This is a genomic window from Paraburkholderia pallida (genome assembly GCF_004524855.1).
Taxonomy (GTDB): domain Bacteria; phylum Pseudomonadota; class Gammaproteobacteria; order Burkholderiales; family Burkholderiaceae; genus Paraburkholderia; species Paraburkholderia oxyphila.
Genome location: NZ_CP038149.1, coordinates 1872748 through 1886472 on the forward strand (window position 1 = coordinate 1872748; position 13725 = coordinate 1886472).

12 protein-coding genes are annotated in these 13725 nt (G+C 63.1%); 3 read left to right on the forward strand and 9 right to left on the reverse strand.

The window, feature by feature from the left end:
* Nucleotides 1-131: 131 nt before the first annotated feature.
* From E1956_RS23535 to E1956_RS23570, 8 genes are all read right to left on the reverse strand, one after another.
* Nucleotides 132-2909 carry a TonB-dependent receptor domain-containing protein gene (locus E1956_RS23535; protein ID WP_134753381.1) on the reverse strand — a complete coding sequence of 926 codons (2778 nt, stop codon included), beginning with the start codon at nt 2907-2909 and terminating at the stop codon, nt 132-134.
* A gap of 244 nt (nt 2910-3153) precedes the next feature.
* A complete protein-coding gene (locus tag E1956_RS23540) occupies nt 3154-3729 on the reverse strand; it encodes a helix-turn-helix domain-containing protein (protein WP_134754797.1) in 576 nt (191 codons plus the stop codon).
* A 248-nt stretch (nt 3730-3977) separates the two neighbouring features.
* Nucleotides 3978-5183 (reverse strand): tetratricopeptide repeat protein, encoded by a 1206-nt coding sequence (locus tag E1956_RS23545; protein WP_134753383.1) that lies wholly within the window; start codon nt 5181-5183, stop codon nt 3978-3980.
* Between the two features lie 13 nt (nt 5184-5196).
* On the reverse strand, nt 5197-5625 hold the full coding sequence (locus E1956_RS23550) for an ExbD/TolR family protein (RefSeq protein WP_134753385.1): 429 nt from the start codon (nt 5623-5625) through the stop codon (nt 5197-5199).
* Between the two features lie 20 nt (nt 5626-5645).
* Entirely contained in the window at nt 5646-6071 is a 426-nt protein-coding gene (locus E1956_RS23555) for an ExbD/TolR family protein (RefSeq protein WP_028220784.1), read from the reverse strand.
* 14 nt (nt 6072-6085) lie between these two features.
* Nucleotides 6086-7018, reverse strand: a complete 933-nt coding sequence (locus E1956_RS23560; protein WP_134753387.1) for a MotA/TolQ/ExbB proton channel family protein — start codon at nt 7016-7018, stop codon at nt 6086-6088.
* 77 nt (nt 7019-7095) lie between these two features.
* Nucleotides 7096-7797, reverse strand: coding sequence for an energy transducer TonB (locus E1956_RS23565; protein WP_134753389.1), 702 nt, complete (start codon nt 7795-7797; stop codon nt 7096-7098).
* A 743-nt stretch (nt 7798-8540) separates the two neighbouring features.
* Nucleotides 8541-9800: a transporter substrate-binding domain-containing protein gene (locus E1956_RS23570; protein ID WP_134753391.1), complete on the reverse strand. Its 1260-nt coding sequence runs from the start codon at nt 9798-9800 to the stop codon at nt 8541-8543.
* A 256-nt stretch (nt 9801-10056) separates the two neighbouring features.
* Between E1956_RS23570 and E1956_RS23575 the strand changes: the two genes are divergently transcribed.
* The gene (locus E1956_RS23575; protein ID WP_134753393.1) at nt 10057-10575 is read left to right on the forward strand and encodes a hypothetical protein; all 519 of its coding nucleotides are present in this window, start codon (nt 10057-10059) and stop codon (nt 10573-10575) included.
* A gap of 119 nt (nt 10576-10694) precedes the next feature.
* On the opposite strand, the gene E1956_RS23580 is transcribed toward E1956_RS23575, so the two are convergent.
* Nucleotides 10695-11570 carry a LysR substrate-binding domain-containing protein gene (locus E1956_RS23580; protein WP_134753395.1) on the reverse strand — a complete coding sequence of 292 codons (876 nt, stop codon included), beginning with the start codon at nt 11568-11570 and terminating at the stop codon, nt 10695-10697.
* A 163-nt stretch (nt 11571-11733) separates the two neighbouring features.
* On the opposite strand from E1956_RS23580, the gene phnX reads away from it, so the two are divergent.
* A complete protein-coding gene (gene phnX, locus E1956_RS23585) occupies nt 11734-12585 on the forward strand; it encodes a phosphonoacetaldehyde hydrolase (protein WP_134753397.1) in 852 nt (283 codons plus the stop codon).
* A complete protein-coding gene (gene psrA, locus E1956_RS23590) occupies nt 12582-13706 on the forward strand; it encodes an iron-containing alcohol dehydrogenase PsrA (protein WP_134753399.1) in 1125 nt (374 codons plus the stop codon). The genes phnX and psrA overlap by 4 nt, the downstream gene beginning before the upstream one ends.
* Nucleotides 13707-13725: the final 19 nt, after the last annotated feature.

Consider the following 13725-nt stretch of genomic DNA (forward strand, 5'->3'; position numbering starts at 1 on the left):
GTGGCCGATGCACGGTTCGTTGATTAGACACGGCAGGGTGTGCCGATGTCGCTCGCCACTACGGGAAACATGCGATTCAGGCGGCTACCGCCGCCTGAATCTCGTACTACGCACTACTCATCAGATACGGATTAGAACTTGTACGTCGCTCCAATCTGCGCGAACCGGCCGATGTAGTTGTACAGCGACGTGTCGTAGCCGGTCTGGTTGAGCGCGCTGCTCGCAAAGACCGCATCGAACGGAGGCGTACGGTTGAAGATGTTGTTGATACCGCCGTAGATCGTCCAGTGCTTGATGCCCGTATAGGTGACCATCAGGTTGAACTGGCTGTACGAGCCCACCTTGCCGGAAGGCAGCGTGGGCGCGGCCGCGGTAAGCGTCTCCGTATACGGGCCCGTGAACTCCCACGTCAGAGCCGCGTTCCAGCCGTGATACGCCCAGTTCAGCGTCGTATTGCCCTTCCAGCGCGGGAAGCTGCCGCCGAACGGTTGCGAGAGCGTGAAGTTGTTGCCCGCACCGTTGATCGGGCCCGAAGGCAGACCGAGCTTGAACTGGTTCACGTAGGCCCAGTCGCCCAGCAGCGAGAACGTACCGATCTTCGTCGGCAGCGCCTGGCGGAACGTGCCTTCGAAGCCGTTCGTATCGAGGTAGCCGAGGTTCTCGTACGGGAACGTTTCGTAGAGAATCTGCCCCTGCGCGTTGGTCACCACCGACGACGGGCTGGCCGCTTCGCCAATGACGTGGTCGACGCGAATCTTGTACCAGTCGAAGCCGAAGTCGGTCGTACGCGTCGGCGAGGTCTGGAAGCCCAGGTTGATGTTGCGCGTGCGCTCCGGCTGCAGATCCGGATTGCCCTGCGTGATCGTGGTGACCGTGCCGTTGGACAACTGCTGGATGCCGAGCGTCTGCGAATTGCTGTTTTCAACGAACGTCGGCGCACGGAAGCCGCGGTTATACGAGCCGTACATCGTCAGTTGCTGGATCGGCTGGTAACGCAGTGCGAAGCGCGGCGAGAACGCACCGCCGAAGTCGCTGTAGTGGTCGTAGCGGCCCGACTGGCTGAACGTCAGGTTCCGGATGATCGGAATATCGACCTGGTAGTAGACCGCCGCGACGTTGCGCTGGCCGTTGACGGTTTCCAGATTCGGGTTGAGCACCGTGCCGTCCAGATACTCCGCACCCGGGTTGATGACCTCGCTCTCGTGCAGGAACTGCGCGCCGAAGCCAATGCCGATATCGCCCGTGGGCAGATGGTACAGGTTCGGCGTGGCCAGCGTTGCGTCAACCGTATCGAGCTTCGAGATGCCCTGGTTGTTCGCGTCCTGGTACAGGCCGTTCAGGCCGTTGGGCGTCGAGGACGGATTGGCGAAGTTGAACGTGCCGTTCTGGAAGATGTTGTTGAGCGCAGCCGTATTGAGCTGGTTCGTGTAGGTGTTCGAAACGTTGCTCTGCGAATGGCTGTACGAAGCCGACCAGTCCCAGTCACCGGCCTTCGGCAAGGTGAACGAACCGTGAATCCCCGTGGACCCGCGCCAGTAGTTCGCGTCGGTCTTTTCCGTTACGGTGTTCGGGAACGCATAGGTGAGCGGCGTCGCCACCCCGAACGGGTTGTACGGGCTGCCTGCGGGCACGGTGTTGTTGAACGGCGTCAGGCCGACGCCCGGGGTGTACGCCAGCGTCGGCTGCTGCGGGCTGCCGACAATGTTGTTCCAGAGACCGTCGTTGGTAGTGGTCTCGTTGTAGCTTTCCCACAAGTCGGCAAAGGCCGTGGTCGTGTCGTCGATCTTGAAGTCGGCGTGGACCTTCGCGCTCGCACGCGTGGTCTCGGGCGCGATCGACATGCCGTTGGCCGTGTTGAAGCTGCACACCGTGCCGCCCAGGCCGGCCGCCGCGCCGAGGAAGTTGCTGCCGGCCGGATGGACCGCGCCGCCCCACGGACAGCCGCTCAACGCCTGCGCCGTGTTCGGACCCGTCTGCCAGTAGGACGGCGCGAGCAGCGAGAGGCCGCCCGGCCGGTTCGTGAAGTCCTGCGCGGAAGTGGAGTCGCGGTCGGCCAGCGTCGAGCCCGCATCGTGATAGACGCTCGCCGAGGCGGTGACGTTGAAGCGGTCCGCATTGAGATCGCCAAAGCCCGCCAGTGCGCTGAACTTGGTCGTGCCGTTGCCAGCGCCATCGCTGATCGAGCTGCCGTAGCTGCCGTCGAGCTGAAGGCCGCGGAAATCGTGCTTCGTGATGATGTTGACCACGCCCGCAATCGCGTCCGAGCCGTATTGCGACACGGCGCCCGTCTTCACGATTTCGATACGATCGATGTCGTTCAGGGGGAGGGTGTTGAGGTCGAAGAAGCTGTCGGTGCTGTTCGAATAGAAGGCGAACGGCGCCACGCGCTGGCCGTCGACGAGCACGAGCGTGTACTTCTCGCTCAAGCCGCGTAGCGCAATACCGGCCGCGCCGGCGGCGAAGTTGCCGGCCTGGCCTTCGCTCCAGCTGTTGGCCGAGTTGGCCGTGGTCGTGCGCAGGAAGTCGGCCACGCTCGTCGCGCCGCTATTCTGAATGTCTTTCTGCGTGACGGTCTGCACCTGCTGGAAGCCCGTCTTGTCCGATTGACGGATCAGCGAGCCCGTCACCTCGAACTTTTTCAACTGCTTCACGGGCCCGGTGCCGGCCGCGCCTGCGGCAGCCGCCGCGCCTGTGGCCGCAGCGCCCGTGCCCGCGGCGGCAGCCGCAGGCGAGGACTTGCCCGGTTGCGAGGTCGCCGCTGGCGCCGAAGCGCTTTCCGGCACAGCAGCCGTGCCGGCGTTGGCCGGCGGCTGGCTCTGCGCAAACGCCGGCATGGCGATGGCCGCCGACAACGCCAGTTCAGCCCAGATTATTCTTCGAATGGCTAGCGCCAGTACCCTTTGTTTCACTTTTTCCCCTTCTCACTCGTCGGTCACGTCCACTTCGGTTATGCGAAGCAAGGTCTCGTGAACCCCGCCGCTCGATTTGACGACGCTGTCGCGCCGCGCCGCTTGTTCCCCGCCTTCAGCCACTTCACTACTGCACCATCCACCCCTGTTGAGCCCTGCCCTGCGGAACCTCACCTTCTTTAATTTTTTCGTATACCTAACGAAATACCTTGCTTCGCATGCCATCCCGCGTTACGCGATCCAGCTAGAACAGCTTCGGCGTGCCGACCCACACGAACACGCTTTCCTCATCGGCCGTGTTGACCCACGCATGCGGCACCGACGATTCATAGTGCGCGGTGTCACCGGCCTGCAAGACAAAGGTCCTGCCTTCCAGGGTGAGCGACACCTCGCCGCTCATCACGTACATGAACTCCTCCACGGCGGATGTCATGACCACCGGTGTCGTCTCTCCAGCCGGCATCCGAACCAGTTGCGCGTCGAGCAGGCGGTTCGTGCCTGCGTTCGTGAGGCGGCCAAACTGGTTGGCCGAGCCCGCGAATCCAAAGAATTTCAGATCGTCGCGCCGGAAAACGGCCTGTTCTTCATCCTGCGTTTCGACGAAATACTGCAGCGTGACGCCCATCGCTTTGGCAATAGCCGAGAGCGTCACAATGGAGGGCGTTGCCATCCCGCGCTCGACCTGCGAAAGGAACGGCTTCGAGACCCCCGACGCAGTTGCCAGGTCCTGCAGCGTGAGCTGGAGCCGCTGGCGCACCCCCCGAACCCTGTTCCCTATTGTTGCTGCTACAACGGCCTTGTTATCGAGTGGCGAAACCATAGCTAGCGAGAAATCACGCGTCAAAATGAGTTTGATATCGCCAAATTGTTTTCCCTCAGGCACGGCACGTCCCCACCGCTCGACTTCCCGGGCCGACGCCTCATGACGGAAATGCTCCGACCGGCAAGCTGCTCCAGTCGATTTGGAGTCCTTATTCCACTTCGTGCTTTTCGGCACCTCCAGCGACACCTCCGCCGTTGCCTCCCGCGGCGGCGCCCGAAGTGCCGCCGCGCACCATGCTCAAGCGATCACGGCTTCGATGCCACCAGAATCCAGAGTTGGGCGAGATCGGCGCTACCGTCGCTGCCTTTGACTGCCTTGAACGCCTGCACGGCAAGCGCCTTCTGCCCCGCTGCGTAATACGCCTCGCCAAGGCGCAGCTGCGCGAGATCCGGATGATCGAGCCCGCCCTTCGCAATGAGCGCCTGCATCGTCGCGAGCCCCTGCTTCGCCTGGCCCGCATAGACCTGATTGAAGGCCGCGTCGAACGGCGCGACCGGGTTGGCCGGATCGGGGCCGGCCTGGGCGCGCTTCGCCGCAAGCGCCTGCAGTCGATGCTCACGATCCGCGCCGGCGTCGTGGCCGAGCGCACCCGACGCGAAGCCCTGGTCGATTACCTGCTTGCCTTCAGCCGTCGATCCCGCAACGATGGCGAGCTGCGTCATCTCCATGTAGTCGTTGGCGCTGGCAAGCGAGCCCGTCGCGCGCCGCAGGCGGTAGGTATCCAGATCGAGCGCGCCGAAATAGCCGGGCTTGCTGCGGATCGCGTGCAGCAGGTCATCCCAGTACGCCTGCTTCGGGTGATACGCGACGAGCTTTTCGAGCGCCCCGCGATAAGCCACCTGATCGTTCGCATGCTGCGCGCAGGTGCCCAGCAATTGCAGCTGCGCCTCGTCCGGCGCGTGGCCGCCGCGCACCTGGGCGTCCACGCTCGTGTTCAGCAAGTGCACTGCGCTCGCGTAGTCGCCCGAGAGGTAGTACGACTCCACCAGCAAGGTGGCCATCTGCGGATCGCCGCCGCCTGCCTTCTGGTAGCGCTGCGCGACCTTGATTGCCTGGGCGTAGTTCTTCTGCTGGAAGTAGATGCCCGCGAGCGCCGCCGTCGTGCGCTGCTCGTCCTCGCCCTTGAGCTGGCCGCTCGCGAGCAGCGACTCATAAGCCTGCGCTGCCACGCCGTTCTGCCCCGCCGCCATGGCCGCGGCGCCGCGCATCTCCTCGACCATGTACGTTTCGTACGGCGTCTTGTTCGGCACGGCCGCGGCCTGCGCGATCTTGTCGAGCGCGTCGTCGTAGTGGTGCGCGCGGTACAGGTTCTGCGCATCGTTCAGCGGCTTGGCCACATCGGGACGCAGTGTGTCCGCGGCGTGCGCCGCCACCGGCAGCACGGCCAGCGCCGAGAGGCCACTCACCGCGAGCGCGAGCGCCGCTCTTTTGAATCGATCAGGAATGCTCATCGCCTTGTATGCCTCACTGCATGTACTGCTCGTTGCCGATCAGACCGATCTTCGTTGCGCCTTCGCGCTGCGCCGCCGCCATGACTTCGGCCACATCCCTGTACGGCGCGAGCCGGTTCGGACGCAGGTGGATCTCCGCCTGCACGGGCTCCGCCGCGACCTGCGCGAAACGCTGCTCGAGCGCCGCCTTGTCGGGCACGAGGGTGCCGTTCCAGGTCATGGTGCCGTCGAAGTCGATGTCGATCTGCACCACCTCCGGCTGCACGGCCGGAGGCGGCGGGTTGCCCACTGGCAGATTCATCTTGACCGCGTGCATCTGGATCGGAATGGTGATGATCAGCATGATCAGCAACACCAGCATCACGTCGATCAACGGCGTGGTGTTGATATCCACCATCACCTCGGGTTCGCTGCTGCCGCCCGACGATACGTTCATGCCCATAACCGCCCCCTCTTTACCCTTTAACCGCCGCGCGCAGGCGGCTCCGTAATGAATGACACTTTCGCGATCCCGGCGCGCTCGCACGACGTGATCACGCGCCCGATGAACTCGTAACGCGTGCCCTGGTCGCCGCGCACGTGCACCTCGGGCTGCGGCTGCTGCTCCGAGACCGACTTCAGGCGCGCGAGCAGCGTCGGACCATCCACCAGCGTCTCGTTCCAGAAGAAGTCGCCATCGCGGTTCACTGCGATCTCGATGCTCTTCGGCGTGGTCTGCAGCGGCTGCACCGTCTCCTTGGGCAACTGCAACGGCACGGTGTGCGTGACCACCGGAATCGTGATCAGGAAGATGATCAGCAAGACCAGCATCACGTCGACGAGCGGCGTGGTGTTGATGCTCGAGATCACCTCGTCGTCGCCGCCTTCCCCTCCAACGCTCATGGCCATGGCGTGCCCCTCGCTCAGTCGGCCATCACGGCGCGCGGCGCGGCGCGCCCGGCACGCTTGCCGCCGGCCAGCAGGACCGTATGCAGTTGCGCGCCGAAGCCGCGCACCCGCTCCATCACCGCCTTGTTGCGGCGCACGAGGAAGTTGTAGCCGAGCACGGCCGGCACGGCCACGCCCAGACCGATGGCGGTCATGATGAGCGCTTCACCCACAGGACCCGCGACCTTGTCGATCGAAGCCTGGCCCGCGATGCCGATGGCGGTCAGCGCGTGATAGATGCCCCAAACCGTGCCGAACAGGCCTACAAACGGCGCGGTCGAGCCCACGGTGCCGAGGAACGCGAGGCCGTCCTGCATGCGGTTCGACACGTTGGTGATGGCGCGCTCGACCGAGACGTCGATCCACGTATTGCGGTCGACGGCTTCGAGCAGCGCTTCGTCGTGATGCGCACCGGCCTCGATCGCGGTTTCCGCGATGAAGCGGAACGGCGACGACTCCTCGAGCTGCTTCGCGCCATCGGCGAGCGACGGCGCGCTCCAGAGCTGCTCATCCGCGCTCTTCGCACGGCGATTGGCACGGAACTGCTCGAAGAACTTGGTGATCATGATGTACCAGCTGCCCATCGACATCACCACGAGCAGCAACAGCACGAAGCGCGCGACGAAGTCGCCGTTCTTCCAGAGCGCGCCGAGGCCATAAGGGTTCGTGACGGTCTCGGAGGTCGCCGGCGCGGGCGGCGGTGCGGGCTGGTCCGCGGCCGCGGCGGGCGCCGGTGCCGCGAGCGCCGCGGTGGCCGGCGCCGAAGCGGCGGCGATCGCGGGCGCCGACGCCGCGGCAGTGGCGTCGCTAGCCTGCGCGTTGGCAAGCTGCGGAGCGACAAAGGTATCGACCGTGGCTACGGCGATCAACATGCTGGCCGCCAGTGCGGCGTAGGAACGCTTTTTCATGCCTGCTCCAGTTCATCCGTTGAACTTCTAAAACCTTGGGTAGTGACTCGCCATCCGTGACGTGAAGCCCGTTCGTATCAGTTGAGGTTGAACGAGAACGGAACCTGCACGCGCACCGGCTGACCCTGCGAAATGCAATTGAACTTCTTCACTGCGTTGAATGCGGCAGCGTCGAGGCTGTCGTCGCTGGCCGACTGCGCCACGCGTTCATTCGTCACGTGGCCTTGCGGGTCCACGACGAATTCGATGAGCACGTCGCCGGTCACGCCGTTTTCCTGCGCCTCCTTCGGATAGCGGATCGACGAACGGATCTCATCCGAGTTCGGGCACACGACACCGACTTCGTGGCTCACGGGCTTCGCCTGCACAGGTGCGGGAGGCGCGGGCGGCGCGGTGACCGGCGCGCTCACGACGGGTGCCGCCTGATGCGTGATGGTCGTCTGCGGCGGCGCCTGCACCGGCACTTCGGGCGGCGGCACGAACGGCGGGGGCGGCGGCGCGAACTTGGGCGGCGGCAGCTGCACGGTGGGCAGCGGCGGCGGCGGCGGCGGCTTCACCGGCTCGATGATCTTGGTTTCAATGGGATGCTGGATGACCTGCACGACCTTGGTGGCAAGACCATTGACCAACGCGTAGATGAGGACCGCGTGCAGGACGACGACCGCCCCAATCCCGCCATAGCGGCGCACGGGGTTTTGCTGCTTGCGTCCGAACTCGCGCGGACGGCCAGGCCCACTCGAGCGCGCGCCACCGGCTGGCACTTCCACTTGCACTTTCATCACCACCTTCGCTCCCTCGGGCGCAGCGCGCCCAAATCGTGGCCGCAGCGAATCCGTGTCATTGCATGACCGTCCGCCTGACAGAACCGGTTAAATCCTTGAATTCAATCGGACTGCGAAACATATACGTAGAAACCCCACATGGAAACGGCGAGGCTGCTCCGGGACGCACGCAGTCTTTGCAAGCGGCACAACATAGGTAGTTGTACTAATTCTATGCCGTGCACGCCCTGTATCAATCCGGCCAAACAACAAGCCCGTATTGCCTGTCGAAACATCCCCGGGATGTCGGACAAGCAGCGGCGTGTTTCATTTTTGTTTCAGCGCATCGAAATGTAGCAAAACAAAAAGCAGTTAAGCAAACTTTTTTTGATGTCAGAAAACGTTGTTTAGAAGATTAACTCTAAATGCCTAGGAGCCCCGCACCACAATGGTTCCAGCACCTCTGCATCATTAGCCAAAATGGTGCAGGCGCACATAAATTACAAATCTATAACTGATTTATTTACAGATCATTTCGATTTATTTCAAATTTATAGATTCGCAGCGGGAGATCATCCGAATTGCAAGATTTCCGACAATTACCGATTTTCGCGAGGCGACGCGAGTGAAGATGCGGGACAGCCGGTCGTGAACTGGCCCGAAAGCCAGGTATTCCTAAACGAATAGGCCGGCGCCGGCTGCAACGCCATGCGCTTGCGCGCGAATGCTTCGGAATGAGCGCGACGCGACGCCCCTTCGGCCTACTTGCTCTCCGTAAACCACTTCCGGTAGATCTGGTCGTAGGTGCCGTCTTCGTACATCGCGAGCAGGGTTTCGTTGATGGCCTTGCGCAACGGACTGCCGTTCGCCAAAGCGATCCCGTACTTGGCAGGCTTGAATATTGGGCCAACGACGGCGAGCGACCCGTTGCCGAGTCGGCCCGCCCAGTATTGAAGCGTCGGCGCATCGTAGACGATGGCCTGCACGTCGCCGCGCATCAGCATCCGGAACCCGTCGGCGGCCGTGTTGACGTTCACGAACGGCAAGCCGCGCTCAGTGAGGTAATCGGCCGAGACCGTGCCCGGCACCGTGCCGATCGTCTTGCCGGGAAGATCATCCGGTCCGCGAATGTTCGACTGCAGACGCGCAACCGTCTGGAACGACGTGACGGTCGCCGTAAACTGCGCGATCAGCACCACGCCGATCAGCCACATCGCGGGTACCAGTATTCTTTTCCATAGCCCGGCGCTCTCGCGCTCGCCATGCTCGCCTGTCGCAATGATCAGCATGGTCACCCAGAGCCCTTCGCCCACCCCGCGCAGCCAGGGCTTGTCAAAGTTGGCATCGTGGCGGCGCTCCATGAGCCAGACGAGATTGGCGAGAATGAAGACGATCACGACGGCGGCAGCCAGGAACTGCCCGAGGGCGAGCCAGGGCACCGACTTGAACGTCGCGACGAACGAGTTGTCGTTTTGCGCGCGCACCATGATTTGCAAGCCGGAATCGAAATACGGCAGCGAGAAGTCGACGAGCTTTTCGCGCTCCGGCGTCATGGTGATCGCGGCGATTGCAATATCCGCGTCGCCGCGCTGGACGGCGGACAGCAGATCAGGCTGATTCGCGACGCGATCCCATGTGAAATCGACATGCATGCGGTGTGCAATCTCATACCAGATGTCGATGCTGAAGCCCACCGGTGCCCCCGACTGCGGTAACACGAACGGTGCGACCGGGGCGATGGCCACCCGCAGCGCGTGTCCTGGCTGCCCCGCACCGGCTGGTGCGGCGGCGGCCACGCCGGCCGGCTGCGCGGCCGCCGTGACGGCTCCCGTCGTAGCCGGCGCAATGAGGATCAGATAGAGCGAAAACAGCCACAGAGCCCACTTCTTCATGGTGTTCCTCCTGGAGCGAGTTCGATCCGTTGCGGCGATGATACTCAGTTTAGGGACGGTACATCGTTTCGATTGACGGCAGCCATCGGGGGAAGCCCGCCACTGTTCGGAAACCAGGCGCGAGACCATGCGAGACGCCGGTCACGCTCTTTCCGATCGCATAGCGGGACGCAATGCGCAACCGCGCAAGCAAGCTGGTGCCCGCACCAGTATCGACTTTCAGAAGTTCGCGAACGTCCGGACGAAGTTGTGCGGTGCGTTGCCGTTTGCCGATGCCATACAAACGTTCACCGGCATCGCTCGGCCGTGGCGCGGACAGCGATTTTGCTTTTCGGATAACGTCTTTCAGGTGCCCTTGCGGCATCGCCGATGACTGGAGAACACCATGAGCTCGCTGATGGAAAAGGCCAAGGAAGAGTTCAAGAAGGTTTTACCGCCGACGATTTTCTTCTTCATCATTCTTCACATCGTCGTGTTGATCCGTTCACTGATGGTCAAGCAGACGGGTATAACGTTGCCCACCTCGGGATCGGTCCTGATCTCGTCGCTGATCCTCGGCAAGTCCGTGCTGATCGCGGACATGCTGCCCTTCATCAATCAGTTTCCCGACAAACCGCTCGTCTGGAACGTCTCCTGGAAGACGTTGATGTACGCGATCGTCGCGCTCGTCATTCATTATCTGGAGCGGCTCTACGACTTCTGGAAAGAAGCCGGCAGCTTTGCTGCCGCGAACCACGCGTTGATCGCCCATATCAGTTGGCCGCGATATTGGGCGATTCAGATCCTGCTCGTGACATTGATCTTCAACTATTGCGTGATCGCGGAGCTGGCACGGGCGCTCGGCAAAAATCGGCTCAAGGCCATGTTTTTTGGCCCGTTGCCCGTGCCTCCAGATCATTCATAGCCGCGGCGCAAAACGACGATATTCGAGGTTGCCACGGCGCCCTCGTCCGGACATTCAGACCTCGGAGCCGTCCCGACGAGCGGTCACCCATGCGCCAATTCGCCGTGCCCACGGCCGTTTTACCCGCCGCGATTGGGGTTCCCTTTCAACGCCTTGAAAAACGACGATACCAGCATGCTATCGCGTCGTTCGCGCAAGCAGCACACGTGAATGTACGTGCTCACCGGATCGCCATCGATACGCAAGGGCCGTAACCGGTCATCCGGAACATACTCCGAATGCGATACCGTGCCCACGCCAAGCCCACGCGCTACCGCCTCGCGCAACGCTTCGCGGCTGCCGATTTCCATCGCCGTGCGCGGATTCAAGCCGGCCTCGCGGAACGCGGTTTCGAGCGCCTTGCGCGTGGTCGAGCCGGGTTCGCGCATCAGCAGCGGTTCGGCGGCCAGTTCGGCGAGCGTAATCGTGTCGCGTGCAGCCAGCCGGTGCGCGCGGTTGACGAACGCAATGACTGGATATTGCGCATACGGTTGCATGTGATACCGCTCGTCGTCGAACACGCTCGCGATTACACCCACGTCGCAGGCGTAGTCGTTCAGGTCGCGCAACACCGCCTCCGAATTGCCTAGCGTGACGGAGAGATGCATATGCGGATACAGCGCGTGATACGACTCGATCATCTCGGTCACATGAAACGGCCCGACCGCACCGATCTTCAGCGAGCCGTGCTTGAGCGTGCCGCTGTCGTGCAGCATTGACGTCGCGTCGGTTTCGAGGCCGCTGATCTGCCGCGCGATCGGCAGCAAATCCATGCCGACCGCGGATAGCTCGACACGCCTGCCTCGCCGATGAAACAACTCGACACCGTGCTCTTCTTCGAGTGCCTGGATCTGCGAAGTGATCGTCGTCTGGCTGATCGATAACGCGCGCGCCGCCGCGGTGAATCCGCCGTGCTGAACGACGGCGATGAAACTGCGCAATTGAACAAGCGTCATGACCTGTCTGACGAATTCATCATGGTTAAAGGGCCGAACGATCCATCGAAAAAATCGGTTGAAAACCCGCTTTTACCCGGGTGATTCGATCATAGACGCGTCATGTGACAAAACTAAGCTCTGTTCATCGACACCCCACCTACCTTTTTGGGTCATGAACACGATGCCATCACCTGTCTCTCCTGCCGCCTCCTCGTCTGGCCGCACCTATCGCGGCCCCATCACCACCGCGATCTTCGACTGGGCCGGCACCGTGCTGGATTTCGGCTGCATCGCACCGGTCGACGCGTTTCGCCAGTGTTTCGCAACGGCCGGCGTGCCGATCTCGGAAGCCGAGGCGCGCGCGCCGATGGGCGCAGCCAAGCGCGAACACATCGTCGCGATTCTGCAGATGCCCGGGGTGCAGGCGCGCTGGAAAGCGCACCATCGCGCGGCGTCGAACGATAGCGACGTCGACGCGCTCTATGCCGAATTTCTGCGCGTCGACGAACGCAACGTGGCGCTTTACAGCGACCTGATTCCCGGCGCGCTCGATTCAATCGCGGCGTTGCGCGCCCGCGGCATCCGCATCGGCAGCACGACCGGCTATCCGCGCGAAGTGATGAACAACCTCATGCCGATCGCGCGCGACAAAGGCTATAGCCCGGACCACTGCTGCACGGTGAGCGATGTGTTGCGCGGACGCCCGTTCCCCGACATGTGCCTCAACAACGCGCTGGCGCTCGGCGCGCCCGACGTGTGCGCCTGCGTGGTCGTCGACGATAGCCCGACCGGACTCGAAGCCGGTCTCGCGGCCGGCATGTGGGCCGTAGGCATTGCGGCAAGCGGCAACGAGGTGGGTTTGTCGCTGGCCGACTGGCAAGCACTCGACAGCGAGGCGCGCCGCGCACGGATCGAACCCGCGCGTCAGCGCCTTGCGCGGACCGGTGCGCATTATGTGATCGACAGCATCGCCGATCTGCTGCCGGTGATCGATGCCATCGAAATGCGCCTCGCCGCTGGAGAAAAGGCGTGAATACGTGGAGCTTTCATAACCCGGTGCGTGTGCGCGTTGGCGTCGACACGCTCAACGAAATCGGCACGTTGCTGAATGGCCGCAGTTATGCGGTCATCACTTATCCCGACGCACCGTTCCGCGCGATGACGCAGCGCATCGAAACGCTCGCAGGTCCCGCACTCGCCTGTATCGACAACGTCGAAGCGAATCCCTCCATTGCGATGTTGCGCGCGGCGTGCGCGCAACTCGCGGCGTTGCCTCGATTGCCCGACGTGCTCGTCGCATTGGGCGGCGGCTCGGTGATGGATTCGGCGAAAGTGCTGGCCGCCGAGCACGGCGAATTCGAGCCGATGCTCGCGTACCTGACCCAGGGGCGCGAAAGCGGCCGCAGAGCGTTGCCGATCATCGCGATTCCGACCACGTCGGGCACCGGCAGCGAAGTGACGTCATGGGCCACGGTGTGGGATCCGGAGAACGACCGCAAGCTGTCGTTGTCGCGCGACGATCTCTACCCGGAAGCCGTGCTGGTCGATCCGCGGCTCGTGGTGGGCCTGCCGCCCGTGCAGACCGTCGCGAGCGGACTCGATGCGCTGTCGCACGCGCTCGAAAGTTTGTGGAACGTGCATGCGAATCCCGTCACGCGCGGCCTCGCCGTCGACGCCGCCCGCGAGATCATCGCCGCGCTGCCGCGCGTCGCAGCCGACCCCTCGGATCTCGACGCGCGCAGCCAGATGGCGCTCGGTGCGTTGCGTGCGGGTCTGGCGTTTTCGAATACGCGCACCGCACTCGCGCACAACATTTCGTATGCGATCACGCTCGGCCATGGTGTGCCGCACGGCCTGGCGTGCTCGTTCTGCCTGCCGGCAGTGATGCAGGCCGCCATCGGCGCCGATCCGGCGTGCGACGCCGCGCTCGAAGCCATCTTCGGCTCGCTGGATCACGCGCCACAACGTCTCGGTGAATTCCTTGGACTGCTGAACGTCGATACGCATCCGGCCGCATACGGGATTGCATCAGCAGAATGGGCCCGCATTGTCGACGACGCATTCGACGGTGCTCGTGGACGCAATTTCATTGGCTCGCGTGCCCGCTTTCCCTCTTTCAATTTCGCACCGCAGTTGCTCAAGGAACTCTCGTGAACGCTGAAAACACGATACA